Genomic DNA, 24764 nt, shown 5'->3' on the forward strand with positions numbered 1-24764 from the left:
TGCGGAGCAGCAGGTTTCGGTTTACCGATGATTAGGGGAGAGGCCGCATCGTCGCGCCATTGCGAGCTTTCGAGAACGGTTTTTGCCAAATGAATCCGAACTTCATCACACGTGTTCTTGCCCGGGACGGGCACTCGATGTCGGGCCTGTTTCACGGCCATGGACGGATGAATGCCGCCGCCATGAGCCTTCCGAAGAGCGAGCCGGTCTTCGCCAACATATCGATCCGAGCCAAGATCATGATCGGCTTTGCCGTCGTGCTGCTGCTGTCGGCCGTCACCATGGCCGGCGCCTGGCTCGGCTACGAGAAGATCCTCGACGGATTCGGCATCTACCGGGTCAGCATGTCGGAATCCGGCTATGCGCGCGAGATCGACAGCTCCCTGTCCGCCTATCAGAGCAATGCGCGCTATTTCGCCATCGCCGGCACCAGGGAAGCAGAGGCTGCCGCCGAGGAGGCGAGGCGACAGCTCGAGCGGACCATGACCGTGGCCAAATCCGAAACATCGACCTTGAGCTGGCAGCAATCGATCAACGAGCTTTTTGAGGCCTATCGCGCCTATACCAACGCCTTTAACAAGGTGTTGGCGCTGCGCTCGGAGATCGACCGTTCCGGTGCGATGCTGGCGGAGCAGGCGCGAGCCATCAAGGCGGCTTTGACGGATGCGAGGGTGCTGCGCGGCGATGCGGATGCGACCGGCGGCCTGCTCGATCGTTTCGAGGTCATCGATCTGCTCGTGATGGCCGAGTTGAAACGGCACAATGCCGCGACAGTGCAGGGCGCCACGCACCGGCTCGCGGCAATGAAGCGCCTTGTCGAAGGCGGTGCGCTGCGGTCGCTCGATGCCGTCGGCGAGAAGACGCTCTCCGACCGCCTTGTCGTGTATGGCGAGCATGTTTCGCGCGTGGTCGAATCCGCACAGGAGACCGATCGTCTCGTCGACGGCATGTGGAAGCTGCGGCACAACCTGTCGGGCGCGGCGAGCTCGCTCAAGCGCGTTGCGCTGGCCGAGCAGGCCGAGGCCGAGAAGAAGACCTCGGAGCAGATCGCCAGCGGTCAGTCCGTGGTGGTGATGCTGGCGCTGGCGTCGATCGCCATCGGCCTCGTTCTGTCCTTCGCGATCGGACGCGGCATTGCACGGCCCGTGATCGTGATGTGCGGCGCGATGATGGAGCTCGCCAGGGGGCGGCACGAGATCGTGCTGCCGGGCCTCGGCCGCCGCGACGAGGTTGGCCGGATGGCTGGTGCGGTGGAGCTGTTCAAGCGCCAGGCGATCGAGCGTACCGAGCGGGAGGCCGCCGAGATCGAGGAGCGTAGCAGGTCGGCCGCGGAGTTGCGTCGCTCCGAGCTGAGCCGGTTTGCCGGCACGTTCGAGGCGGCAGTCGGCGACATCGTCAACGATATCTCGACCTCGGCCCGGCAACTGGAGGCCGCCGCCTCGTCGCTGTCGCGAAATGCGGAGGCGACCGGGGAGCTGACCAATGCAGTGGTCGGCGCGTCCAGGGAGTCGGCCGGCAGCATCCAGTCGGTCGCATCCGCCGCGGAGGAGCTGTCGCTCTCGATCAACGAGATCCGCTCGCAGGTGCGCAGCTCCAACGTCATCTCGGAAAGCGCGGTGCAACAGGCGCGCGACACCGATGCACGCATCGCCGCATTGTCCGAGGCCTCGCATCGCATCGGCGACGTCGTCAAGCTGATCACCGCGGTGGCGGAGCAGACCAATCTCTTGGCCCTCAACGCCACCATAGAAGCCGCACGCGCCGGCGAGGCCGGGCGCGGCTTTGCGGTTGTCGCATCCGAGGTGAAGTCGCTCGCGAGCCAGACGGCACGCGCCACGGACGAGATCGGCGCGCACATCCAGGGCATGCAGCAGGCGACGGGTGAATCGATCGCCGCGATCAAGACCATCGCCGGCACGATCGGCGAGATCTCCTCGATCTCGGGCTCGATCGCCTCCGCCGTCGATCAGCAGACCGCGACCACGCAGGAAATTGCGCGTAACGCCCAGCATGCGGCCGCCGGCACTGGCCAGGTCTCGACCAACCTCGAGCAGGTCAATCGCGAAGCGACCGAGACCGGCGCTGCGGCTTCCGCCGTGCTGCAATCGGCCCGCGGCCTGACCGAGGCCAGCCAGCGCCTGCGCCTCGAGCTCGACAGCTTCATGGCCAACGTCGCGGCGGCCTGAGGTGGCGGTCGTATCCTGCAAAGGGGTGATTGCAACAGCAGGGGCGTGTCGTGGTAGTGAACGGCGAGGCGTGCGGGACATCGCCGTCTGAAAGCGCTACCAAGGGACGTCGGATGAAGAATGACCTCGATCTCGCCGACTTCGAATTGCATCCGCAGCGTGGTGCGGTGCTGGCCGAGGTGCATGCCCGTCCCTTCACCCGGCTCATCGCGCCGCTCACGGTGCTGCGTTTTGCCTTTCTGAGCCAGGGCGAGATTGCGGCGGCCGATCGCGAGAGGTTCGTGGCGTTCTGCACGTCGCACGGGCAGGCGCCGCCGGATGCCGCGGCCAAGCATCATCAGGTCACGATCGGCACGACCCAGCTGCGCTGGGAGCAACACTCGGAATTCGCCACCTTCACCTGGATTCTGGAAGGCCCGTCCGCGCGGCAGTTCGGCGAGATCGGCGACGAGGCTGCGGCGCTGATCCGGTCTTTGCACCAGGCCGGCCAGTTGCTGGTCGCAGTCAAGCTCGAGGTCGAGCAGACCTCGTCCGCGCTTGAGCGTGCCCAGCAGCTTTTCGAGCGAGCCAGCCTCGCCATGGCCGCGGTCCGCAGCGGGCCCGCGGTCGTTGCATCCGACTTCCGCACCGACGAGCAGGGCTTCGTCCGCATTCTCGTGTGCAATGACGGCCTGTCGCCCGGCCGCCTCGGCGCGCTGGTGCAGCGCGTGCTGGAGATCGAGACCTACCGCACGCTGGCGCTGCTCGGCCTGCCCGCCGCGCTCGAGCTCGCGCCTTCCGTCGATCATATCGGCCGCCGGCTGGTCGAAGTGCTCGAGGAGATGCAGCGCGCCGAGGATCTCAAGCTGAACAACCATCTCTTGAACGAGCTGACCGCACTGGCGGCTACGCTCGAGAGAGGCGCTGCCGGCAGCCTGTTTCGTTTCGGCGCGAGCCGCGCCTATTACGAGATCGTGCAGGCGCGTCTGGCCGTGATCGAAGGCGGCGAGATCGCGGGATATCCGACCTGGTCCTCGTTCCTTGCCCGCCGCATGGCACCGGCCATGCGCACCTGCGCCACGACGGAGGACCGGCAAGCCACTCTGTCGATCAAGCTCGCGCGCGCGGCCGATCTGTTGCGCACGCGCGTCGACGTCGAGCTCGAGGAGCAGAATCGCGATCTGCTGCACTCGATGAACGAGCGCACAAGGCTGCAATTGCGGCTGCAGAGCACCGTCGAAGGCTTGTCGGTGGCGGCGATCGGCTACTACGTCGTCAGCCTGTTCGGCTATCTCGCCAAGGGCGCCCATGACAGCGGACTGCATGTCGAGCCTTCGCTGGCGACCGCGATCTTCGTGCCGGTGGCCGTGGCCGTGATCTGGCTCGTTACCCGCAATATCCGCAGACGGCACTTGAAACACGACGAAATGCCGGGCGCTCACGACTGAGGCCGGCAACGAGCCCCTTGCGCTTCGCAGGCGAGCGGTTGAAGCTGGGGGCGACCGGGAGACATGAGATGGACCGATCCGACGGAATGACCAACGTGCTCTGGCTGCAGGGTGCCAGTTGCGGCGGATGCACCATGTCGATCCTCGAGAGCGGCGCCTCGGGCTGGTTCGACGAGCTCCGGCAGTTCGGTGTCAACCTGCTCTGGCATCCGTCCGTCAGCGAGGAGACGGGCGAGGAGGCGGTCGAGGTCCTGCAATCGGTGCTCGACGGCAAGGTGCGGCTCGACCTGCTTCTGCTGGAGGGCTCGGTCGCGAGGGGACCGAACGACACCGGCCGCTTCAACATGCTCGCGGGCACCAACCGCTCCGTCTACAGCTGGATGCTCGATCTGGCACCGCGCGCCGATTACGTGATCGCGGTCGGAAGCTGCGCGGCCTATGGTGGCGTTCCAGCCGCCGGCGCCAACCCGACCGATGCCGTCGGCCTGCAGTTCGAGGGATCCGATAGTGGCGGCGCGCTGGGCGCGGCGTTCCGCTCGCGGCTCGGTCTGCCCGTCATCAACGTCGCGGGTTGCGCACCGCATCCGGGCTGGATGATGGAAACCATTCTGGCACTGACCACCAAGGACATTGCAGCAATCGACCTCGACGGATACGGGCGGCCGAAATTCATCGCCAACCATCTGGCCCATCACGGCTGCTCGCGCAACGAATTCTACGAGTTCAAGGCGAGCGCCGAGACCATGTCGGAGCGCGGCTGCCTGATGGAGCATCTCGGCTGCAAGGCAACGCAGGCCGTGGGCGATTGCAACCAGCGCTCATGGAACGGCGGCGGCTCGTGCACCAAGGGCGGCTATGCCTGCATCGCCTGCACGTCGCCGGGTTTCGAAGGCGCGCAGAACTTCCTCGAGACCGCCAAGCTCGCGGGCATCCCGGTCGGCCTGCCCACCGACATGCCGAAGGCCTGGTTCGTCGCGCTCGCGGCGTTGTCGAAGTCCGCGACGCCGCGGCGCGTGCGGTTGAACGCAACGGCCGACCACGTCGTGGTGCCGCCCGGCAGCGCCGGGGCCAAGCGAACGCCATGACACGGATCACGATCGGTCCGTTCAACCGTGTCGAGGGCGATCTCGAAGTCCGTCTCGACGTCGAGAGCGGGCGCGTGGTGCGTGCCGAAGTGACGGCACCGCTCTACCGTGGCTTCGAGCAGATCCTGGAAGGGCGGCCGCCGCTCGATGCGCTGGCGCTGGCGCCGCGGATCTGCGGCATCTGCTCGGTCTCGCAATCGGTTGCCGCGGCCGCCGCGCTGCGCGAGGCGATGGGCATCGAGGCTGCGCCGAACGGGCTGCTTGCGACCAACATCGCGCATGCTGCGGAGAATGCGGCCGACCATCTGACCCATTTCTATATCTTCTTCATGCCGGACTTCGCCCGCGAGGCCTATGCCGTGCATGGCTGGCACGCGGCGACCCGCGAGCGCTTTGCCGCGACGCGCGGCAGCGCGGCACGGGACGCCCTGCCGGCGCGGGCGCGGCTGCTCGAGACCATGGGCATCATCGCCGGAAAATGGCCGCACAGCCTCGCCTTCCAGCCCGGCGGCACCACGCGTGCCATCGATCTCGGCGAGCGCGTCCGGCTGCTCTCCATCGCGACGGCGTTCCGAAGCTTTCTCGAGCGGATCGTTTTTGCGGATGCGCTGGAGAATGTGCTGGCGATCGCGACTGCGGACGAGCTCGATCGCTGGCGCGACGGCCGTGGCGGCGATTTCGCCCATTTCCTGCGGCTTGCCGATAGCCTCGCGCTCGCCGGGCTCGGCAAGGGGACGGGCTTGATGATGAGCTACGGCGCCTATCATGGTCCCGACGGCGAGCTGTTTCCGCGCGGCCTGTTCGGCCCGCGCGCTGCGATCGAGCCGCTGCCGTTGGCCCAGATTACCGAAGACGTCTCTCACGCCTGGATGCGGGAGTCCTCCGTCGACCCCGCCCACAGCAGCACGGTCCCGGATCCCGATAAGCCGGCTGCCTACAGCTGGTGCAAGGCGCCGCGGCTCTCGGGGCAGCCGATCGAGGTCGGCGCCGTCGCGCGCCAGACCGTTGCAGGGCAGTCGCTGATTGCCGACCTGGTCTCGGTCAGCGGCACCAATGTGCGCAACCGCGTGATCGCACGGCTGATCGAGACCGCGCGCATCGCGCTCGCAATGGAGCAGTGGACGCGCGCGCTGCGGCTGTCGGAGCCGTTCTGTCGCGACTCGCGCGAGACCCCGAACGGCAGCTATGTCGGGCTGGTCGAGGCCGCGCGCGGCAGTCTCGGGCACTGGCTGGCGGTGCGGAACGGCAAGATCGAGCGCTACCAGATCATTGCACCAACCACCTGGAATTTCTCGCCGCGCGATTCTTGCGACGTCGGTGGCCCCCTGGAGCAGGCGCTTGTCGGCACCGATGTCGGCGAAGCCGGCGCGCGCGCGGTCGCGATCCAGCACATCGTGCGTTCGTTCGATCCCTGCATGGTGTGCACCGCGCACTAGGCGGAAACTTCGTTGCCGAGTGCAAATCGAATTGTTTCCGCTTCTCCTGCTTTCAGCACCGCCGCGTCGCAGTACGTTGAGCAGTTCAACCCCCAAGGTTTTGGAATCTCTCTACTTTTGAATCACTCCAGATCGTTGGCCTGCTTCTTGCTGTCTTTGGCGTCATCGAAAAGTCAAAGCCGAGGCGGGAGGACATATGGGCGCGGCGACGGAGACGTTTTACAGCGTGATCAGGCGGCAAGGGATCACGCGTCGAAGCTTTCACAAATTCTGCAGCCTGACGGCGACGAGCCTCGGGCTCGGCCCCCTGGCGGCGAGCCGCATCGCGAACGCGCTCGAGACCAAGCCGCGCGTGCCCGTCATCTGGATGCACGGGCTCGAATGCACCTGCTGCTCGGAGAGCTTCATCCGGTCCGCCCATCCGCTGGTGAAGGATGCGGTGCTGTCGATGATCTCGCTCGACTACGACGATACCATCATGGCGGCCGCGGGCCATCAGGCCGAGGCCATTCTCGAGGAGACCCGCGCCAAGCACAAAGGCCAGTACATCCTCGCAGTGGAGGGCAATCCGCCGCTGAACGAAGGTGGCATGTTCTGCATCGACGGCGGCAAGCCGTTCGTCGAGAAGCTGAAGATGATGGCCGAGGATGCCATGGCGATCATCGCCTGGGGGGCCTGCGCGTCCTGGGGCTGCGTGCAGGCGGCCAAGCCTAATCCGACCCAGGCGACGCCGATCGACAAGGTCATCACCGGCAAGCCGATCATCAAGGTGCCGGGATGCCCCCCGATCGCCGAGGTGATGACCGGCGTCGTCACCTTCATCACGACATTCGGCAAGCTGCCCGAGCTCGACCGTCAGGGTCGTCCGAAGATGTTCTACTCGCAGCGCATTCACGACAAGTGCTACCGGCGCCCGCATTTCGACGCAGGCCAGTTCGTCGAGGAGTGGGACGACGAAGCCGCGCGCAAGGGCTATTGCCTCTACAAGATGGGCTGCAAGGGCCCGACCACCTACAACGCCTGCTCGACCGTGCGCTGGAACGGCGGCGTCTCGTTCCCGATCCAGTCGGGCCACGGCTGCATCGGCTGCTCGGAGGACGGCTTCTGGGACAAGGGCTCGTTCTACGATCGCCTCACCAACATCAAGCAGTTCGGCATCGAGAAGAATGCCGATCAGATCGGCATGGTGGCGGCCGGCGCCGTCGGCGCCGCGGTGGCTGCGCACGCGGCGGTGACGGCGGTCAAGCGGCTCGCGTCGAAGCGCGAAGACGCCGACCACAACAGCTGATCAAAGCGACAGACCAGGGCAGAGCAATCATGGGCATCCAGACTCCCAACGGCTTCAATCTCGACAATTCCGGCAAGCGCATCGTCGTCGATCCCGTGACCCGCATCGAGGGACACATGCGGGTTGAGGTCAACGTCGATTCCGACAACGTCATCCGCAACGCGGTCTCGACCGGCACGATGTGGCGCGGCATCGAGGTGATCCTGAAGAACCGCGATCCGCGCGACGCCTGGGCATTCACCGAACGGATCTGCGGCGTCTGCACCGGAACGCACGCGCTGACCTCGGTGCGCGCGGTGGAGAACGCGCTCGGAATCACCATTCCGGAGAACGCCAATTCGATCCGCAATCTGATGCAGCTTGCCTTGCAGGTGCACGACCACGTCGTCCACTTCTATCATCTGCATGCGCTCGATTGGGTCGACGTGGTCTCCGCGCTCTCGGCCGATCCGCGCGCGACCTCGACGCTGGCGCAGTCGATCTCGAGCTGGCCGCTGTCCTCGCCGGGCTACTTCAAGGATTTGCAGACCCGGCTGAAGAAGTTTGTCGAATCCGGCCAATTGGGACCGTTCAAGAACGGCTATTGGGGCAGCAAGGCCTACAAGCTGCCGCCCGAGGCCAACCTGATGGCGGTCGCGCATTATCTCGAAGCGCTCGATTTCCAGAAGGAGATCGTCAAGATCCACACCATCTTCGGCGGCAAGAACCCGCATCCGAACTGGCTGGTCGGCGGCGTGCCCTGTCCGATCAATGTCGACGGCACGGGTGCCGTCGGCGCCATCAACATGGAGCGGCTGAACCTGATCTCCTCGATCATCGATCAGCTGATCCAGTTCAATGAGCAGGTCTATCTGCCCGACGTCGCGGCGATCGGCTCGTTCTACAAGGACTGGCTCTATGGCGGCGGCCTCTCCGGCAAGAGCGTGCTCGCCTATGGCGACGTGCCCGAACACGCCAACGACTATTCCGCCAAGAGTCTGAAGCTGCCGCGCGGAGCCATCATCAAGGGCAATCTCTCGGAAGTGTTTCCGGTCGATCTCGCCAACCCCGACGAGATCCAGGAGTTCGTGGTGCACTCCTGGTACAAATATCCCGACGAGACCAAGGGCCTGCATCCCTGGGACGGCGTCACCGAGCCGAACTACGTGCTGGGCGCCAATGCGAAGGGGACCAAGACCGCGATCGAGCAGCTCGACGAGGCCGGCAAATATTCCTGGATCAAGGCGCCGCGCTGGAAGGGACACGCCATGGAGGTCGGTCCCCTGGCGCGCTGGGTCGTCGGATACGCGCAGAACAAGGCGGAGTTCAAGGATCCCGTCGACAAGTTCCTGAAGGATCTGAACCTGCCGACCTCGGCGCTGTTCTCGACGCTCGGCCGCACCGCCGCGCGCGCGCTTGAATCCGTCTGGGCCGGTCGCCAGATGCGCTACTTCCAGGACAAGCTGGTCGCCAACATCAAGTCGGGCGACTCTTCCACCGCCAATGTGGACAAATGGAAGCCGGAGAGCTGGCCCAAGGAGGCCAAGGGCGTTGGTTTCACCGAGGCGCCCCGCGGCGCGCTCGCGCACTGGATCAGGATCAAGGATACCAAGATCGACAATTACCAGTGCGTGGTGCCGACCACCTGGAACGGCTCGCCGCGGGATCCCAAGGGCAACATCGGCGCCTTCGAGGCGTCCTTGATGAACACGCCGATGGTCAATCCCGAGCAGCCCCTGGAGATCCTGCGCACGATCCATTCCTTCGATCCGTGCCTCGCCTGTTCGACGCACGTCATGAGTCCTGACGGTCAGGAACTCGCCAAGGTCAAGGTCAGGTAGGAGGCGGCCATGATGGATGCCATTGCTCCCGGTTCGGACGGAAGGCCGGACCTCTCCGCGATCGCCGCCGACGCTGCCGGAGAACGTGCGGTGGGCCGGCCCACCGTCTACGTCTACGAAGCGCCGGTGCGGATCTGCCACTGGGTGAACGCGTTCTCGATTCTCGTGCTGATGGTGACAGGCTATTTCATCGCATCGCCGCTGCCGACGGTCGCGGGCGAAGCGTCCGACCACTTCGTGATGGGCTATATCCGCTTCGCCCATTTCGCCGCGGGACAGGTGCTCGCGGTCTTCTTCCTGACGCGTATTCTGTGGGCCTTCGTCGGCAATCATCACTCCCGGCAGATCTTCTACATTCCCGTGCATCGCGGGCAGTTCTGGAAGGAGGTCCTGCACGAGATCCGCTGGTACGCGTTCCTGGAGCGCGAGCCGAAGATGTATGTCGGCCACAATCCGCTGGCGCAGACCGCGATGTTCACGGGCTTCACCCTGTTCGTGGCCTTCATGATCGTCACCGGCTTTGCGCTCTATTCCGAGGGCATGGGGATCGACAGCTGGCAGCACAAGCTGTTCGGCTGGGTGTTTGCGATCTGGCCGAACAGCCAGGACGTGCACACCTGGCACCATCTCGGCATGTGGGCACTGGTGATGTTCGTGCTGGTGCACATCTACGCCGCGATCCGCGAGGACATCATGTCGCGCCAGAGCATCATCTCCTCGATGGTCTCCGGCGAGCGGCAATTCCGCGACTGAGACGGGAACGCGATCGATGCTGACATCTCCGCAAGACGACCGCATCCTGGTGCTCGGCATCGGCAACATCCTGTGGGCCGACGAAGGCTTTGGCGTGCGCGTGGTGGAAGAGTTCCACCGCCGCTACGCCGTGCCCGACAACGTCACCATTCTCGACGGCGGCACGCAGGGTCTCTACCTCGTGAACTATCTGGAGGACGCCGATCGCCTGATCGTGTTCGACGCCATCGATTATGGCCTGGAGCCTGGCCAGCTGAAGCTGGTGCGCGACGACGAGGTGCCGCGCTTCACCGGCGCCAAGAAGATGAGCCTGCACCAGACCGGTTTCCAGGAGGTGATCAGCGCGGCCGATTTGCTCGGCCGCTGCCCTGAGCATCTCGTGCTGATCGGCTGCCAGCCGCTCGACCTCGAAGACTGGGGCGGACCGCTGACGCAGCCGGTGCGCGACCAGATCGCGCCCGCGATCAATCTCGCCTGCGAGATCCTGGCCGATTGGGGCATCGAGGTACGGCAGCGCAGCGAACCCATGGTCGCGTCCGAGCGGTTGCTCGCCAACGACATCGATCATCTCAATTACGAGATGCGGCCGGCCTGACCGGCACCGGCCTTCTGGAGAACGCGCGATGTGCCTCGGCCTGCCGATGACGATTGTCGAGACCGACGGGATGTCGGCGCTGTGCGAATTTCGCGGCGAACAGCGCCGCGTCTCGGTGCTGCTGCTGTCCAATCCGCCGGTCGGCGCTCACGTGCTCGTCTACATCGATAGCGCCATCCGGCTTCTGGATGAGAACGAGGCGCGCTTGATCGGCGCGGCCATCGACGGCCTCGGCGCTGCGCTCGAGGGCGAGGATTGCGACCGCTTCTTCGCGGACCTGATCGACCGTGAGCCGCAACTGCCCCCACACCTTCGCTCCGAGTAAGCGAGCCTCCGGCACTGCGATGACCGTGCTCCGCCGCGGGATCGGCTTGCGCGGTGCAGGCTTCCTGGAAGTCATCTTTCTATCTGCAAAGATGACTTCCATGCAAAACTGGAAAGTATCTTGCCATCGATGTATGCGCCCTTATGTGGGCTCGAAAATACATGATGTAGATCAAATGGATAATCCGGGCGGATTGCTAGTCTATCCTGGCATGTGCCTTGCTAACCCCATTTCGAAGCGAAAACATAAGCTTGCCAGGGGGAGGTCTGATGGAATTCCAGGTGGGGAAACATGATCTGACGCGGCACGGTCTGCCTGAGGTCGATGCCGCGACGGTCGATGAGTTTCTGGGCGGAGCGGACGGGGCCGGTGCGATCGCGGTGCTGCTGTCCGCAGGCGATCCCAACCGCTTTCCCGAGGCGATCGACGTCGCCGTGGTGCTGCCGGAGCTGATCGCCGCATTCGGAGGCCGGCTGCGTGGCGCGGTCATCGCACGCGATGCCGAGCGAGCGCTGGGCGAGCGCTTCGCCGTGCGCGTGCAACCGACGCTGATCTTCGTCGCCAAGGGCGAAACACTGGGCCTGATCGCCAAGATCCAGGATTGGTCGGTCTATATCGACCGCATCACGACGCTGATCGAAAGGCCGCGCGGGCAGAGCGCCGCCGTCGCGGTCAACATCGTTCCCCAGCATCGCACACAAGGTATCGCGCCATGAAGGTGGGCTTCTGGGATGCGCCCGAAGGCGCCGAGCAACCGGTCAGCGTGTTTCCGATCGGTGAGGAGAGTCTCAATGCGTCGAGCGGCAGCTTGACGGCCGCTGGCGCGCTCGCGCGGCTCGCAACGCTCGACAGCGCGGAGCTTGCCGGGCGCTGCCCGAACGCGGTGGCGCTGCTCTCGAAGATGGCGGCGGCCATCGCGGAGCAAAAGGCGGACGGACCGAACCAGCTGTTCCGGCTCGCCAACCTCAACGATCTCGAGAGCAAGCTCGTCGCGGACGTGCTCGGCGAGGGCGAGGTCGGCGGCGTCGTCGCGCTTCCGGACGGTTCGCTGGCGCAGATCCAGGAATCGGTGCTCGCGGGGATCTGGCGCGTGCGGCTCGAGACCGACGCGGCCTCCGAATATGTCGAGATCGGCGCCATCCCGGAGATCGTCAAGCGCGCGGCGGCCGACCTGACGTCCGCCGATTTCGAGATCGGACAGGTGCCGGAGGGGGCGATGAACGTGCTGCCGGTACTCGCGGAGATCCGCGAGCGCGCGCTGGCCTGGCGGCCCGGCACTCGCTCGCAGATCATCAATTTCACATTGCTGCCGATGAGCCCGGTCGACATGAGCTTCCTGCAGGACACGATCCGGAACGGACCGATCCAGCTGGTGTCGCGCGGCTACGGCACCTGCCGGGTGCTGTCGACAGGCATCCGCAATGTCTGGTCGGTACAGTTCTTCAACGCCATGGACACCATCATTCTCGACACGCTGGAAGTCGGCGGCGTGCCGACCGTCGCGCTCGCGGCGGACGAGGATTTCGAGGACTCCGCCGAGCGGCTGCAGGAAATCATCGAGGCCTATTTCAAATGAGCGCCTTCGAGAATTTTGGCGTGCGCCAGGACGTGGCCGACGTGACGCGGCTCGAATGCGGCATCTGCTGGACCGTCTACGATCCCGCCGACGGCGACGAGGTCGCCCAGATCGCGCCCGGCACGCCGTTCGCGGCGCTGCCGGAGGACTGGCACTGCCCGAACTGCGACGCGCCCAAATCCAAGTTCATGGCGATCGAGGCATGACGGGGAGCGTGCCCAATCCTGCTCGCGACCCGGACGCCGCGGCGTGGGGCGAGCTCCTGGCCGCAAGCTATCGCGAGATCGGCGATCGCGCGATGCGCGATCTGCCGATCTACAACGATGCGCTCGGCGTCGAGGCGGTCGGCTTCTGCTCCTTCAATGGCACGATGGTCGGCATCATGGTCACGCCGTGGTTCATGAACGTGGTAATGCCGGCGAGCGCGGCGCGGGAGACGGCGGGCACCAGCGTGCGAATCCGCTTTCCCGCGGGCGACATCGAGTTCACCCTCAGCGAGATCGGGCAAATGGGCCGGGTCGCGAGCTGCTCGCTGTTCTCGCCGATGTTCGAGTTCGCGGATATGGCAGCTGCGCGGGCAACGGCCGAAGCTGCGCTTGCGGAGCTGATGCTGCCCGCGGACAGCGAGGAAGCGGTCCGCCGCCGCGCGCCCGCAACAAGTCAGATCGATCGGCGCAACTTCCTGCGCGGGGCCTTGACGGAGCGGCGCGGATGAGCCTGGTCTTCCGCAACGAGATCGACATCACGGTGTGGCTCGCCGGCGCCACCATCGCCGATGTCGCGATCCGGCCGCGCAGCCGGCCGCCGCTGACGCGGCTGTTTGCGGGAAAGCCCGCGTCGTCCCTGGTTCCGGTGCTGCCGCGGCTGTTCTCGCTCTGCTCGGTCGCACATCAGACGGCGTATCTGACGGCGATCGAGACCGCTTCCGGGCAGGAGGCGACGCCAGCGACTGCACGCCGCCGCGTCACGGCGGTCGTTGCCGAACGCCTGACCGAGTTGTTGCGGGGCCTGTTCGTCGGAGCAATTGCGCTCGATGGCGGCAGCGCCGGTGCGGTCCGCGCCATGATGCAGGCGAGCGCGGTTCTCGGCGTGGCGAGCGAAGGCGTACCGGAAGGCTCGCGGCGCGAGGCCGTGGCACAGATCAAGGCTGCGCTGGCCTCACTGGGGATTGTTGGCGAAGGTCCGGCTCTCGCGCCCGGCAGTACGCTCGCCCTCTATGTCGCACGCTGCGAAAGCAAGGCATTGTCGCCGCCGGCGGCCGAGCCATCATTCCTGACGACCGCCGATGATCTCGACATCGTCACGCGCCTGCTCGCGGACGGGCCGGCCTATTCCGATGCGCCCGACCTCTGCGGCAGAATTCCGGAGACCGGCGTCTGGGCGCGCCGGGCGCAGCGCGAGCCCGTGCCGCTGGCGGCGGGACCGACGGCGCGGCTCGAGGCGCGAATCGCCGAGGTCGCGCGGCTCTGCGCCTGGCTTGATCATGGCGAGGCTGACCTCGACGACGGTGTCGTTGCGAGCTACCGGCTGGGCGCCGGCAAGGCGGCGGCCGCGGTCGAGTGTGCGCGGGGCCGGCTCTACCACGCGGTCGCGCTCGACGAGGCGGAACGCATCGTGAGCTTCGAATTCCTGGCGCCGACCGAGTGGAATTTCCACGCACGCGGACCGCTGGTCCGGAGTCTCAAGGGTGCGATGCTGGCCGCCGGCCGGCGCGGCCAGGACGCGGTTCGCACGCTGGTCGGCGCGTTCGACCCTTGCGTCGGTTTCAAGCTCGATTTCCGCGAGGTGGGCCATGCATGAGATGGCGCTGTGCGAGGGCATCATCGGCATCGTCGAGGAGGAGGCGCGCAAGCGCGCCTTCGCCAAGGTGAACGTGGTCTGCCTCGAGATCGGCGCGCTCAGCCATGTCGCGCCGGAGGCGCTGAAGTTCTGCTTCGAGGCCGTTGCCGCGCGGACCATCGCGCGAGGCGCACGGCTCGAGATCGTGGAGACGCCGGGCACGGCCTGGTGCATGGACTGTTCCAGGAGCGTCGAGATCAGGCAGCGCTACGAGCCGTGCCCGTCCTGCGGCGGCTATCATTTGCAGGTCACGGGCGGCGAGGAGATGCGCGTGCGGGAATTGGAGGTCGACTGATGTGTACGGTCTGCGGCTGCAGCGACGGCAAGGCATCCATCGAACATGCGCATGATCATCATCATGGCCACGATGGGCATCACCATCATCACCATCACGGTCATGGGCATGACCACGACCACCACCACGACCATCACCACGATCTCGCGCCCGGCGATGCCGGACTGCTCGACCGCGGCGCCAACCCGGCCGGGCAGACGATTCCCGGCATGAGCAGCGAGCGCATCATCCAGGTCGAACGCGACATTCTCGGCAAGAATGACCGGCTCGCGGCCGACAATCGCGCGCGCTTCCGCGCCGACGGGGTGCTCGTCTTCAACCTGGTTTCGAGCCCCGGCGCCGGCAAGACGTCGCTGCTCGTCCGGGCGGTCGCGGAGTTGAAGGACAGTTTTCCGATCGGCGTGATCGAGGGCGACCAGCAGACCTCCAACGATGCCGAGCGCATCCGCGCCACCGGCGTTGCGGCGATCCAGGTCAACACCGGCAAGGGCTGTCACCTCGATGCGGCCATGGTCGGCGAGGCCTATGACCGGCTGCCCTGGCTGAACGGCGGCCTGCTGTTCATCGAGAATGTCGGCAACCTCGTTTGTCCGGCGGCATTCGATCTCGGCGAAGCCTGCAAGATCGTCGTGTTCTCGACCACCGAGGGCGAGGACAAGCCGCTGAAATATCCTGACATGTTCGCGGCTTCCTCCTTGATGCTGATCAACAAGATCGACCTCGCGCCGGTGCTTGATTTCGACCTCGACAGGACGATTGAATATGCGCGGCGGGTCAATCCGGGCATCGAGGTGCTGACGGTGTCGGCGCGCACGGGCGAGGGGTTTTCCGCCTTCTATGCCTGGATCCGCAAGCGCTGGGCGAAGCTGAAGCAGGCTGAGAGGACTGCGCAGGGTTGACGATGAACGGAGCGACGGGCGCGCAGGACGGGAGGAGGTTGCGACTGCACGTGCGCGGCGCGGTGCAGGGCGTCGGATTTCGTCCCTATGTCTACGGTCTCGCCACGCGCTATCGTCTCGGCGGCTTCGTCGCCAACGATCCCAACGGGGTGGTCATAGAGGTCGAGGGCGAGCGTGCCGCCGACTTCGTCACCGCGCTTCGGCTCGAAAAGCCCCCGCTGGCCCGGATCGACGACATTTCGGTGCAGCCGGTCGGCGCGGTCGCGAGCGCGGAGTTCTGCATCCGCGCCAGCGAGCAGGGCAGGGTATCGACCCGCATCGTCGCCGACGCCGCGACCTGCGGCGAATGTCTGCGCGAGCTGTTCGATCCGAGCAGCCGCTTCTATCGCTATCCGTTCATCAACTGCACCCATTGCGGCCCGCGTTACACCATTGCGGAGCGGCTGCCTTATGACCGCGCAACCACGGCAATGAAGGGCTTTGCGATGTGCAGAGCCTGCGCGGACGATTACGCCGATCCGAGCAGCCGCCGTTTCCATGCCGAGGCGATCGCCTGTCCGGATTGTGGCCCGCGGCTCAGCCACGAGGTCGCGGACATAGCCGCCGCGATCGCGGGCGGCAAGATCGTGGCGATCAAGGGGCTCGGCGGCTATCAGCTGCTCTGCGATGCCCGCGACGACGACGTCGTGCGGCGGCTGCGGCGGCGCAAGCAGCGCGACCAAAAGCCCTTTGCCGTGATGGTCGGCTCGGTGGCGGCGGTTGCCGACATCGCCGAGGCCGATGCCGCCGAGCTCGCTCTGCTGCAGACGTCGCCGCGGCCGATCGTGCTGATGGCCTCGCGCCACCAACTCGCGCCGGCCATCGCACCGGAGCTGTCGCGCCTCGGCGTCATGCTGCCGGTCACGCCGCTCCATGACCTGATCTTCGACGCCCTGAATGCGGGCTACCGGCGGGCGTGCGGGAGCTGGGCGATCGTCGCAACCAGTGCCAATCCCGGCGGCGAGCCGCTTCTGATCGACAATCGCGAGGCCGAGCGGCGCCTTGCCGGCATTGCCGATCTCATCGTCACGCATGACCGCGACATCGTCACCCGGGCCGACGATTCCGTGGCCGCATTCGTCGCGGGCCGGACGCAATTCATCCGCCGCGCCCGCGGCTACGTGCCCGAGCCGGTTCGCCTCGCCCGCTCGGTGCCGCCGATCCTCGCCGTCGGCGGCGCATTGAAATCGACGGTGACGCTCACGCGCGGCAACGAAGCCTTCGTCTCCCAGCACATCGGCGACCTCGACACGGCGGAAGGCGTCCGCTTCTTCGCGGAGGCGGTGGATCACCTGCTTTCGACGCTCGACGTCGAGCCGGTCGTCATTGCCCATGACCTGCATCCCAACATGGCTTCGACCCGCTTCGCCGAGTCCAGGGGAAAGCCGCTGATCGCGGTTCAGCACCACCATGCCCATGCGGCTTCCGTGCTGGCCGAACATGGCGTCGCGGAGCCGGCACTGGCGCTGATCCTCGACGGCTTCGGCTACGGCAGCGACGGCGGCAATTGGGGCGGCGAGCTGCTGTTGTGCGATGGCGCTCAATTCAGGCGGCTCGGGCATCTGGCGCCGATGAAGATGCCCGGTGGCGATCGCGCCGCGCGCGAGCCGTGGCGCATGGCCGCGAGCGTGCTGCTTGGCCTGGGGCATGGCGACGCGATTGCGACCCGGTTCGGTGCACAGCCGCTAGCCGCGCGCCTCGGCACCATGCTCGACCAGCCGGGCGTGCCGACGACGACCAGCGCAGGCCGCATGTTCGATGCGGCGGCGGCGCTGCTGGGTCTTTGCCCGGTGCAAAGCTACGAGGGCGAGGCCGCGATGAAATTGGAAGCGCGTGTCCGCACACTTGGTGTCGCGGAGGACGGCTGGACCATCGAAAGCGGCGTGCTGTCCCTGTCTCCGCTGTTTGCGCGCTTGGCCGCCGAGCAGATTGATCCGGTCGAAGGTGCCGAGCTGTTCCACGGCACGCTGGCCGCAGCCTGCGTCGACTGGATCCATCGCGCAGCAGCTGCGACCGGCATCACGACCGTTGCCTTGAGCGGCGGCTGCTTCCTCAACGCGATCCTCAGTGCCGCGATCGAGCGCGGCTGCAGCGCAGCCGGCCTCGTGCCGTTGCTGCAACGCCAGCTGCCGCCCAATGACGGTGGCCTCAGCCTCGGTCAGGCCTGGATCGCCGCGCTAACGCTCCTCGAACGGCAAGCCCTGGAAGGAACCGCCTGATGTGTCTCGCGATCCCGGCAGAGGTCACGAAGCTGCTGCCCGACCAGATGGCGATCGTCTCGATCGACGGCGTCAGCAAGGAGATCTCGGTCGCCTTGATCGAGGACCTCGCCGTCGGCGATTACGTGATCATCCATGTCGGCTATGCCCTGACCAAGATCGATCCGGAAGAGGCCCGGCGGACGCTCGAGCTGTTGCGCGAGCTCAGCGCCGAAGGACAGGGGGTCTCGCCATGAAATATGCCGACGAGTTTCGCGACAAGGAGATCGCGCTCGGTCTTGCCAAGGCGATCCGGGCCGAGGCCGACGCCGGACGAGCCTATCGCTTCATGGAGTTCTGTGGCGGCCACACCCACGCGATCTCGCGCTACGGCCTGGAAGACATGCTGCCGAAGAACGTGCGGATGATCCACGGTCCCGGCTGCCCGGTCTGCGTGCTGCCGGCCGGGCGCATCGACATGGCGATCCGCCTCGCGGAGCGTGCGGACATCATCCTGTGCGTCTATGGCGACCTGATGCGCGTCCCGGGCTCGCAGGGCGGCTCGCTGCTGAAGGCGAAGGCGCGCGGCGCCGACATCCGCATGGTCTATTCCACCATCGACGCCTTGGGGATCGCGGAGGAGAATCCCGGGCGCGAGGTCGTGTTCTTCGCGATCGGCTTCGAGACCACGACGCCGCCGACCGCGGTGATGATACGGCTCGCCGAGAGGAAGCAGCTCGAAAACTTCAGCGTGTTCTGCAACCACGTGCTGACGCCGCCGGCGATGCAGAACATCCTGGAGAGCCCCGATATCCGCAATATCGGCCGGGTCGAGATTGACGGCTTCGTCGGACCCGCCCACGTCTCGACCATCATCGGCACGGCGCCTTACGAGTTCTTCGCCGAAGAGTTCGGCAAGCCGGTGGTGATCTCGGGCTTCGAGCCGCTCGACATGATGCAGGCCATCCTGATGCTGGTGCGGCAGGTCAACGAGCACAGGCATGAGGTCGAGAACCAGTACAGCCGCGCCGTCACCCGCGACGGCAATCTGCGGGCCAAGGAGGAAGTGTCCGACATCTTCGAGCTGCGCGATCAGTTCGAATGGCGGGGGCTCGGCCAGGTGCCCTATAGCGGGCTGAAGCTGAAGCGCTCTTACGCCAAATACGACGCCGAAATCCGCTTCGGCATGAACGAGCTTCGCGTCGACGACAATCCGGCCTGCGAATGCGGTGCCATCCTGCGCGGGGTGAAGAAGCCGGTCGATTGCAAGCTGTTCGGCACCGTCTGCACCCCGGAGACGCCGATGGGCTCCTGCATGGTCTCTTCGGAAGGCGCCTGCGCTGCGCACTGGACCTACGGCCGCTTCCGCGACCATCAGCAGAGGCGGGCGTCATGAGGGCCTATCAGCGCAAGCTCGATATCAGGAACGGCTGTGTCGACCTCTCCCACGGTTCGGGCGGCCGCGCCATGGCGCAGTTGATCTCGGGCCTGTTCCACGAGGCCTTCGGCAATGAATGGCTGGCGCGCGGCAACGACCAGTCGGCGTTCGACGTCGGTGCCGGGCGGATGGTGATGACGACCGACGGCTACGTGGTCTCGCCACTGTTCTTCCCCGGCGGCAATATCGGCTCGCTCGCGGTGCACGGCACCGTCAACGACATCGCCATGGCCGGTGCGAAGCCGCTCTATCTCTCGGCGAGCTTCATCATCGAGGAGGGATTTCGCTTCGCCGATCTCAAGCTGATCGCGGAGTCGATGGGGCAGGCGGCGCGCGAGGCCGGCGTCCACATCATCACCGGCGACACCAAGGTGGTCGAGCGCGGCAAGGCCGACGGGCTGTTCATCTCGACCGCGGGGGTCGGGATCGTGCCCGACGGGCTCGATCTCTCGGCCGAGAACGCGCGGGTCGGCGATCGCGTCCTGATCTCGGGCACGCTGGGCGACCACGGCGTCGCCATCATGTCGAAGCGGCAGAATCTCGCCTTCGAGACCGAGATCGTCTCGGATTCGGCGGCGCTGAACGATCTCGTCGCCAGGATGGTGGAAGCCGGCGGCCGGGGTATCCGCCTGATGCGCGATCCCACCCGCGGCGGGCTCGCCGCCACGCTGAACGAGATCGCCCTGCAATCCGATGTCGGTTTCCACCTCCAGGAGGAGGCGATCCCGGTGAAGCCGGGGGTGGCGGCGGCCTGCGAGCTGCTCGGGCTCGATCCGCTCCATGTCGCCAACGAGGGCAAGCTGGTTGCGATCGTCGCGCCTGATGTCGCCGGCACGGTGCTCGCCGCCATGCGGGCGCATCCGCTCGGCCGCGATGCCGCCGACATCGGCGAGGCCGTCGCCGACGACCACCATTTCGTGCAGATGGCGACGAGCTTCGGCGGCGGGCGGATCGTCGACTGGCTGTCGGGCGAGCAATTGCCGCGGATTTGTTGAGGCCCACGATGCGCATCCTGCTGCTCTCGCATTCGTTCAACAGCCTGACGCAGCGCCTGCATGTCGAGCTGCGCGAGCGCGGCCATGAGGTTTCGGTCGAGCTCGACATCCATGCCGATGTCACGCGCGAAAGCGTCGCGCTCTACCGGCCGGATCTGGTGATCGCGCCGTTCCTCAAGCGGGCCATTCCCGAAGACGTCTGGCGCAGCGTGCGCTGCCTGATCGTCCATCCCGGTCCGCCCGGCGACCGCGGCCCGGCGGCGCTCGACTGGGCCATTCTCGAAGACGTGGCGGAGTGGGGCGTCACCGTGTTGCAGGCGACCGGCGAGTTCGACGCCGGTCCAGTGTGGGCGTTCCGCTCCTTCCCGCTGCGGCGCGCCGCGAAATCCAGCATCTACCGCAACGAGGTGACATCGGGCGCGGTCGATGCGGTGTTGGAAGCCATCGCTGCGATCGAAGCGGGACAGCCGACGCCGCACCCGATGCGGGAGGGCGACGCGCGCATTCGCGTGCGCGGGCCCTGCCGCCAGTCCGACCGGGCGATCGACTGGCAGCACGACACGACGGAGATCGTGCTGCGCAAGATCAACAGCGCCGACGGCATGCCCGGCCTGATCGACAGCCTGTTCTTCCAGGACGTGCGGCTCTTCGACGTCCATGAAGCGCACGGCATCTCCGGTGTTCCCGGGACGATCGTGGCGCAATGCGATGGTGCCTTGGCGTGCGCGACGGTCGATGGGGCGGTCTGGATCGGCCATGTGCGGCAGCTGGCCCCGAAGAGCTTGAAGCGATCTGCGGCAAAGGTGTTCGCCGGGCAAGCCGCGCGCCTGCCGCGGCGGCCGGATTGCGGTTATGCGCCACTGCAATACCGCGAGCATGGCGAGGTCGGCGAGTTGCAGTTCTCCTTCTACAACGGCGCGATGTCGACCGATGACTGCGAAGCGCTGCTGCACGCCTATAGGACCGCACTGGCGCGCCCGACGAAGGTGCTGCTTCTGACCGGCGGCAGCGACTATTGGTCGAACGGGATTCATTTGGCCGAGATCGAGGCCGCCGACAGCGCCGCCGATGAATCCTGGCGCAACATCAATGCCATCGACGATCTTGCACGCGCCGTCATCGAGACGACGGACCGGCTGGTGATATCCGTCATCCGAGGCAACGCCGGCGCCGGGGGTGTGTTCTTGAGCCTGGCGGCCGACGAGGTCTGGGCCGGTGATCAGGTCGTCCTCAATCCGCATTACAAGGACATGGGCAATCTGTTCGGCTCCGAATACTGGACCTATCTGTTGCCGCGCCGCGCGGGCGCGGAGAACGCGAGACGGATTACGCAGTGCCGGTTGCCGATGGGTGTCGCCGAGGCGCAGCGCCTCGGGATCGTCGATCGTGTGCTCGCTGGAAACGAGCTTGCGCGCGACGCTCTCCTGAAGCTCGCTGCTGATGCAGGCTCGGACCCAGGCTTTGCACTCTGTCTCGCCGACAAGAGGAGACGCCGCGAAGCGGACGAGAGCGAGAAGCCGCTGCAGGCCTACCGCGACGAGGAGTTGCGGCGGATGCGGCTCAACTTCTACGGCTTCGATCCGAGCTACCACGTCGCCCGCTACAACTTCATCCAAAAGGTGCCGAAGTCGCGCACGCCGCTGACCATCGCCAACCACCGCTCGCGGCGCGCGACCGAACGGGCCCAGCGCATGGCGGTGCCCTCATGAGTGTCCAGGGAACCATTCTCGTCGTCGACGACGAGGTCCGTTCGCAGGAGGCGCTGCGGCGCGTGCTCAAGGAGGATTTCGAGGTGCTTTGCGCCGGCAATGCGGCCGATGCGGAGAAGCTGCTGGAGGGGGAGATCGTCCACGCCATTCTCTGCGACCAGCGCATGCCGCACGAGTCGGGCGTGAGCTTCCTGAAGCGCGTGCGCGAGCTTTGGCCCGATCCGGTGCGGATGATCATCTCCGGCTACTCGGACTCCGAGGACATCATCGCCGGCCTCAACGAGGCCGGCATCTATCAATACATCACAAAGCCTTGGCAGCCCGACCGGCTGGTCGACACGGTCAAGGAGGCGGTCCAGCTCTATCGCCTGCAGAAGGAGACGGAAACGGCCGGCGTCGACGTCAAGGCGACTCCCGGGCACATCAAGAAGGTCGTGTCCGTCAAGCGCGGCGTCGCCAAGCAGCTCTATGATTTCGACCGCATCGTGCATTCGATGGACAGTCCGATGCACAAGGTGATCGAGCTCGGAAAACGCGCCGCTGACTACGACATCTCCGTGCTGATCACGGGTGAGTCCGGGACCGGAAAGGAGCTGCTCGCGCGCGCCATTCACTACGGCTCCGCCCGCGCCGGCAAGGCCTTCGTGGTCGAGAATTGCGGCGCATTGCCGGATGAATTGCTCGAGAGCGAATTGTTCGGCTGCAAGAAGGGCGCCTTCACCGGCGCCTATCAGGACCGTATCGGCCTGTTCGAGGTCGCCGACGGCGGGACCATCTTCCTCGACGAGATCGGGGAAACCTCGCCGGCCTTCCAGGTCAAGCTGCTGCGCGTGCTGCAAGAGAGCGAGATCCGCCCCCTCGGCGCGCAGCGGGTCCGCAAGGTCGACGTCCGCGTGGTGGCCGCGACCAACCGGGATCTCGAGGCCGAGGTCGAGGCCGGCCGCTTCCGGCGCGATCTTTACTACCGCCTGGCGGCGTTTCCCGTCCACATGCCGGCGTTGCGCGAGCGGCGCATGGACATTCCCTTGATCGCGCAAGGGGTGCTGTCGTCGGTGAAGACCTCCTTCAACCGGCCGGACCTGCGCTTTGCGGCCTCGGCGCTGGAGGCATTCGCCAACTACCACTGGCCCGGCAATGTCCGGGAGCTGCAGAACGAGATCCAGCGCATGGTGGTGCTGGCGGATGCGGATGACTTGCAGGCGCCTCCGCTGCTCGGCCGGCGCAACGGCAGGCAGCCGGCGGCCGCACTCCAGGGCGGATTGAACGGCTCCGCGACGCTCAAGGACAAGGTGGAAGATCTGGAGAAGTCGGTTATCATCAACTGTCTGGAGCGATACGAAGGCAATATCAGCCGGGTCGCAACCGAGCTCGGGCTGTCGCGTGTCGGACTGAGAAACAAGCTGTCCAGGTATGATCTGAGAAAGAATGGCAAAGCCGATCCATCCTCCTGAGGCCGGCGAGACCGCACCGCTGCTCAAGCTGATCACCAATCGCGGTGCGATGGAGCTCGACCAGGAGCGCGAAGGCGCCTGGATCGAGGTCATCCGCAAGATGGACGAGGTCTATTCCGACCTCCTGCGCTACGAGGTCGACCTCGAGCACAAGAATGCGGAGCTCGAGGAGGCGCAGGCCTTCGTCACCAACGTCATCGAATCCGTTTCCGACATCCTTATCGTCTGCGATGCGAAAGGGCTGGTGCAGCAGGTCAATTCGGCGTTCCAGCAGACGCTCGGCTGCAGCGTTGCGGACATCGTCGGCAGAAACATCGCCGATGTCATCGATGGCCCTGACAAGGTCAAGCTGGTTCCGCTGCTCAAGCCGCGCAGCGCCTCCGACGTCGTCGACGGCGAGCTGCGGTTCTCGCGCCAGGGCGGCCGTTCCGATCTGTTTGCGATCAACGCATCCCCGCGCCACGACCATCGCGGCCGCTTCATCGGCGTGGTGCTGACGGGACGTCCGATCGGTGAGCTTCGCCGCGCCTACGAGGAGCTGCACAAGGCGCATCACGAGCTGCAGCGCGCGCAGCGGCAACTGGTCGAGCAGGAGAAGATGGCGAGCCTCGGCCGCCTCGTCGCGGGGGTCGCGCACGAGCTGAACAACCCGATCAGCTTCGTCTATGGCAACGTCCACACTTTGATGCGCTACCGCACCGCCATCACGGCCTATCTCGACGCGGTCCATGGCAAGAGCAACGCCGGAGATCTCTCGGCGCAAAGGCGGAGCTTGCGCATCGACGAGATTCTGGAGGATTTCGGCCCGCTGATCGAAGGCACCATGGAAGGTGCCGTCCGCATCAGCGAGATCGTGAAGAACCTGCGCCGGCTGTCCTTCAGCAAGCTGGGCGAGGTCGAGCGCGTCAATATCGAGCGGCTCATCAACACCGCCGTGCTGTGGGCGGTGCGCACCAAGCAGGTGCGCATCGATCTGCAGCTGGAGATCGAGCCGGAGCTGTGGGTCTCGGGCAACGAGGGGCAGTTGCACCAGGTGATCGTCAACCTGGTGGAGAACGCGATCGACGCGATGCGCGGCACCGAGGCGCCGCGGCTGGTCGTCTCCGCGGCGCGCAAGGGCGAGGAAATCCTGTTCCGGATCTCGGACAACGGTCCCGGAATCGACAAGGATCACATCAGCCACATCTTCGAGCCGTTCTTCACGACCAAGCGGGTCGGCGAAGGCACCGGGCTCGGCCTCTGGATCAGCTATGGCATCGTGCGGGAGCATGGCGGCGAGCTGGTCGCCGCGCACGAGCCGGACGGCGGCGCGATGTTCTCCTTCGCGTTACCGGCGGCGTAGGCGGCCGGCCCCTGTCGGTCTCAGCGGGGGCGGCGAGGCGGCAAGCCCAGCCGTTTCCACGAATTCGT

The 24764-nt window shown here is 66.0% G+C and carries 23 protein-coding genes; all 23 read left to right on the forward strand.

Translation table 11 applies throughout. The features are described from left to right. The first annotated feature begins 137 nt into the window (after positions 1-137). The 23 genes from BDOA9_RS17980 (at position 138) to BDOA9_RS18090 (ending at position 24696) form a co-directional block, all read left to right on the forward strand. Positions 138-2186 carry a methyl-accepting chemotaxis protein gene (locus BDOA9_RS17980; protein WP_192859579.1) on the forward strand — a complete coding sequence of 683 codons (2049 nt, stop codon included), beginning with the start codon at positions 138-140 and terminating at the stop codon, positions 2184-2186. Between the two features lie 113 nt (positions 2187-2299). Further along, positions 2300-3613, forward strand: coding sequence for a DUF3422 domain-containing protein (locus BDOA9_RS17985; RefSeq protein ID WP_025035351.1), 1314 nt, complete (start codon positions 2300-2302; stop codon positions 3611-3613). A 68-nt stretch (positions 3614-3681) separates the two neighbouring features. After that, positions 3682-4698, forward strand: a complete 1017-nt coding sequence (locus tag BDOA9_RS17990; RefSeq protein ID WP_025035352.1) for a HupU protein — start codon at positions 3682-3684, stop codon at positions 4696-4698. Beyond that, positions 4695-6134, forward strand: coding sequence for a nickel-dependent hydrogenase large subunit (locus BDOA9_RS17995; RefSeq protein WP_025035353.1), 1440 nt, complete (start codon positions 4695-4697; stop codon positions 6132-6134). Before BDOA9_RS17990 ends, BDOA9_RS17995 begins: the two co-directional genes overlap by 4 nt. A gap of 196 nt (positions 6135-6330) precedes the next feature. Next, positions 6331-7422, forward strand: a complete 1092-nt coding sequence (locus tag BDOA9_RS18000) for a hydrogenase small subunit (protein WP_025035354.1) — start codon at positions 6331-6333, stop codon at positions 7420-7422. Positions 7423-7451: 29 nt separating this feature from the next. Then, complete coding sequence (locus BDOA9_RS18005) at positions 7452-9242, forward strand: nickel-dependent hydrogenase large subunit (protein WP_025035355.1); 1791 nt, start codon at positions 7452-7454, stop codon at positions 9240-9242. 9 nt (positions 9243-9251) lie between these two features. Further along, positions 9252-9995: a Ni/Fe-hydrogenase, b-type cytochrome subunit gene (gene cybH / locus BDOA9_RS18010; RefSeq protein WP_025035356.1), complete on the forward strand. Its 744-nt coding sequence runs from the start codon at positions 9252-9254 to the stop codon at positions 9993-9995. A gap of 16 nt (positions 9996-10011) precedes the next feature. Beyond that, positions 10012-10590, forward strand: a complete 579-nt coding sequence (locus BDOA9_RS18015; protein ID WP_025035357.1) for a HyaD/HybD family hydrogenase maturation endopeptidase — start codon at positions 10012-10014, stop codon at positions 10588-10590. Between the two features lie 28 nt (positions 10591-10618). Continuing rightward, the gene (locus BDOA9_RS18020; protein ID WP_025035358.1) at positions 10619-10915 is read left to right on the forward strand and encodes a HypC/HybG/HupF family hydrogenase formation chaperone; all 297 of its coding nucleotides are present in this window, start codon (positions 10619-10621) and stop codon (positions 10913-10915) included. 269 nt (positions 10916-11184) lie between these two features. Continuing rightward, positions 11185-11631, forward strand: a complete 447-nt coding sequence (locus BDOA9_RS18025) for a hydrogenase accessory protein (RefSeq protein WP_025035359.1) — start codon at positions 11185-11187, stop codon at positions 11629-11631. After that, positions 11628-12491, forward strand: a complete 864-nt coding sequence (locus tag BDOA9_RS18030; protein WP_025035360.1) for a hydrogenase expression/formation protein — start codon at positions 11628-11630, stop codon at positions 12489-12491. Before BDOA9_RS18025 ends, BDOA9_RS18030 begins: the two co-directional genes overlap by 4 nt. Continuing rightward, on the forward strand, positions 12488-12697 hold the full coding sequence (locus BDOA9_RS18035) for a rubredoxin (RefSeq protein ID WP_025035361.1): 210 nt from the start codon (positions 12488-12490) through the stop codon (positions 12695-12697). The genes BDOA9_RS18030 and BDOA9_RS18035 overlap by 4 nt, the downstream gene beginning before the upstream one ends. Then, positions 12694-13206, forward strand: a complete 513-nt coding sequence (gene hybE, locus BDOA9_RS18040) for a [NiFe]-hydrogenase assembly chaperone HybE (protein WP_025035362.1) — start codon at positions 12694-12696, stop codon at positions 13204-13206. The genes BDOA9_RS18035 and hybE overlap by 4 nt, the downstream gene beginning before the upstream one ends. Then, positions 13203-14291, forward strand: coding sequence for a hypothetical protein (locus BDOA9_RS18045; RefSeq protein WP_025035363.1), 1089 nt, complete (start codon positions 13203-13205; stop codon positions 14289-14291). Before hybE ends, BDOA9_RS18045 begins: the two co-directional genes overlap by 4 nt. Then, the gene (gene hypA, locus BDOA9_RS18050) at positions 14284-14625 is read left to right on the forward strand and encodes a hydrogenase maturation nickel metallochaperone HypA (RefSeq protein ID WP_025035364.1); all 342 of its coding nucleotides are present in this window, start codon (positions 14284-14286) and stop codon (positions 14623-14625) included. Before BDOA9_RS18045 ends, hypA begins: the two co-directional genes overlap by 8 nt. Next, positions 14625-15524 carry a hydrogenase nickel incorporation protein HypB gene (hypB, locus tag BDOA9_RS18055; RefSeq protein ID WP_025035365.1) on the forward strand — a complete coding sequence of 300 codons (900 nt, stop codon included), beginning with the start codon at positions 14625-14627 and terminating at the stop codon, positions 15522-15524. Before hypA ends, hypB begins: the two co-directional genes overlap by 1 nt. Positions 15525-15526: 2 nt before the next feature. Next, positions 15527-17782, forward strand: coding sequence for a carbamoyltransferase HypF (gene hypF / locus BDOA9_RS18060; RefSeq protein WP_192859580.1), 2256 nt, complete (start codon positions 15527-15529; stop codon positions 17780-17782). Continuing rightward, a complete protein-coding gene (locus tag BDOA9_RS18065; RefSeq protein ID WP_025035367.1) occupies positions 17782-18018 on the forward strand; it encodes a HypC/HybG/HupF family hydrogenase formation chaperone in 237 nt (78 codons plus the stop codon). Before hypF ends, BDOA9_RS18065 begins: the two co-directional genes overlap by 1 nt. Then, positions 18015-19157 carry a hydrogenase formation protein HypD gene (hypD, locus tag BDOA9_RS18070; RefSeq protein WP_025035368.1) on the forward strand — a complete coding sequence of 381 codons (1143 nt, stop codon included), beginning with the start codon at positions 18015-18017 and terminating at the stop codon, positions 19155-19157. Before BDOA9_RS18065 ends, hypD begins: the two co-directional genes overlap by 4 nt. Beyond that, a complete protein-coding gene (gene hypE, locus BDOA9_RS18075) occupies positions 19154-20194 on the forward strand; it encodes a hydrogenase expression/formation protein HypE (RefSeq protein ID WP_025035369.1) in 1041 nt (346 codons plus the stop codon). Before hypD ends, hypE begins: the two co-directional genes overlap by 4 nt. Positions 20195-20202: 8 nt before the next feature. Then, positions 20203-21903 carry a hydrogenase maturation protein gene (locus BDOA9_RS18080; protein WP_025035370.1) on the forward strand — a complete coding sequence of 567 codons (1701 nt, stop codon included), beginning with the start codon at positions 20203-20205 and terminating at the stop codon, positions 21901-21903. Next, positions 21900-23354 carry a sigma-54-dependent transcriptional regulator gene (locus BDOA9_RS18085; RefSeq protein WP_025035371.1) on the forward strand — a complete coding sequence of 485 codons (1455 nt, stop codon included), beginning with the start codon at positions 21900-21902 and terminating at the stop codon, positions 23352-23354. Before BDOA9_RS18080 ends, BDOA9_RS18085 begins: the two co-directional genes overlap by 4 nt. Beyond that, positions 23329-24696 (forward strand): sensor histidine kinase, encoded by a 1368-nt coding sequence (locus BDOA9_RS18090; RefSeq protein WP_025035372.1) that lies wholly within the window; start codon positions 23329-23331, stop codon positions 24694-24696. The genes BDOA9_RS18085 and BDOA9_RS18090 overlap by 26 nt, the downstream gene beginning before the upstream one ends. The last annotated feature ends 68 nt before the right edge of the window (positions 24697-24764 follow it).

The sequence above is a fragment of the Bradyrhizobium sp. DOA9 genome (assembly GCF_000617845.2).
In the GTDB taxonomy this organism is placed as follows: Bacteria; Pseudomonadota; Alphaproteobacteria; order Rhizobiales; family Xanthobacteraceae; genus Bradyrhizobium.

What these genes read in the sequence shown, in the direction of transcription:
- BDOA9_RS18085 (WP_025035371.1), top strand. Translation starts at nt 21,900, where the DNA reads ATGAGTGTCCAGGGAACCATTCTCGTCGTCGACGACGAGGTCCGTTCG.
- BDOA9_RS18000 (WP_025035354.1), top strand. Translation starts at nt 6,331, where the DNA reads ATGGGCGCGGCGACGGAGACGTTTTACAGCGTGATCAGGCGGCAAGGG.
- BDOA9_RS18035 (WP_025035361.1), top strand. Translation starts at nt 12,488, where the DNA reads ATGAGCGCCTTCGAGAATTTTGGCGTGCGCCAGGACGTGGCCGACGTG.
- BDOA9_RS17980 (WP_192859579.1), top strand. Translation starts at nt 138, where the DNA reads ATGTCGGGCCTGTTTCACGGCCATGGACGGATGAATGCCGCCGCCATG.
- hypD (WP_025035368.1), top strand. Translation starts at nt 18,015, where the DNA reads ATGAAATATGCCGACGAGTTTCGCGACAAGGAGATCGCGCTCGGTCTT.
- hypF (WP_192859580.1), top strand. Translation starts at nt 15,527, where the DNA reads ATGAACGGAGCGACGGGCGCGCAGGACGGGAGGAGGTTGCGACTGCAC.
- BDOA9_RS18015 (WP_025035357.1), top strand. Translation starts at nt 10,012, where the DNA reads ATGCTGACATCTCCGCAAGACGACCGCATCCTGGTGCTCGGCATCGGC.
- BDOA9_RS17985 (WP_025035351.1), top strand. Translation starts at nt 2,300, where the DNA reads ATGAAGAATGACCTCGATCTCGCCGACTTCGAATTGCATCCGCAGCGT.
- BDOA9_RS17995 (WP_025035353.1), top strand. Translation starts at nt 4,695, where the DNA reads ATGACACGGATCACGATCGGTCCGTTCAACCGTGTCGAGGGCGATCTC.
- hypE (WP_025035369.1), top strand. Translation starts at nt 19,154, where the DNA reads ATGAGGGCCTATCAGCGCAAGCTCGATATCAGGAACGGCTGTGTCGAC.
- BDOA9_RS17990 (WP_025035352.1), top strand. Translation starts at nt 3,682, where the DNA reads ATGGACCGATCCGACGGAATGACCAACGTGCTCTGGCTGCAGGGTGCC.
- BDOA9_RS18005 (WP_025035355.1), top strand. Translation starts at nt 7,452, where the DNA reads ATGGGCATCCAGACTCCCAACGGCTTCAATCTCGACAATTCCGGCAAG.
- BDOA9_RS18065 (WP_025035367.1), top strand. Translation starts at nt 17,782, where the DNA reads ATGTGTCTCGCGATCCCGGCAGAGGTCACGAAGCTGCTGCCCGACCAG.
- BDOA9_RS18030 (WP_025035360.1), top strand. Translation starts at nt 11,628, where the DNA reads ATGAAGGTGGGCTTCTGGGATGCGCCCGAAGGCGCCGAGCAACCGGTC.
- hypA (WP_025035364.1), top strand. Translation starts at nt 14,284, where the DNA reads ATGCATGAGATGGCGCTGTGCGAGGGCATCATCGGCATCGTCGAGGAG.
- BDOA9_RS18080 (WP_025035370.1), top strand. Translation starts at nt 20,203, where the DNA reads ATGCGCATCCTGCTGCTCTCGCATTCGTTCAACAGCCTGACGCAGCGC.
- hypB (WP_025035365.1), top strand. Translation starts at nt 14,625, where the DNA reads ATGTGTACGGTCTGCGGCTGCAGCGACGGCAAGGCATCCATCGAACAT.
- BDOA9_RS18090 (WP_025035372.1), top strand. Translation starts at nt 23,329, where the DNA reads ATGGCAAAGCCGATCCATCCTCCTGAGGCCGGCGAGACCGCACCGCTG.
- BDOA9_RS18025 (WP_025035359.1), top strand. Translation starts at nt 11,185, where the DNA reads ATGGAATTCCAGGTGGGGAAACATGATCTGACGCGGCACGGTCTGCCT.
- BDOA9_RS18020 (WP_025035358.1), top strand. Translation starts at nt 10,619, where the DNA reads ATGTGCCTCGGCCTGCCGATGACGATTGTCGAGACCGACGGGATGTCG.
- cybH (WP_025035356.1), top strand. Translation starts at nt 9,252, where the DNA reads ATGATGGATGCCATTGCTCCCGGTTCGGACGGAAGGCCGGACCTCTCC.
- BDOA9_RS18045 (WP_025035363.1), top strand. Translation starts at nt 13,203, where the DNA reads ATGAGCCTGGTCTTCCGCAACGAGATCGACATCACGGTGTGGCTCGCC.
- hybE (WP_025035362.1), top strand. Translation starts at nt 12,694, where the DNA reads ATGACGGGGAGCGTGCCCAATCCTGCTCGCGACCCGGACGCCGCGGCG.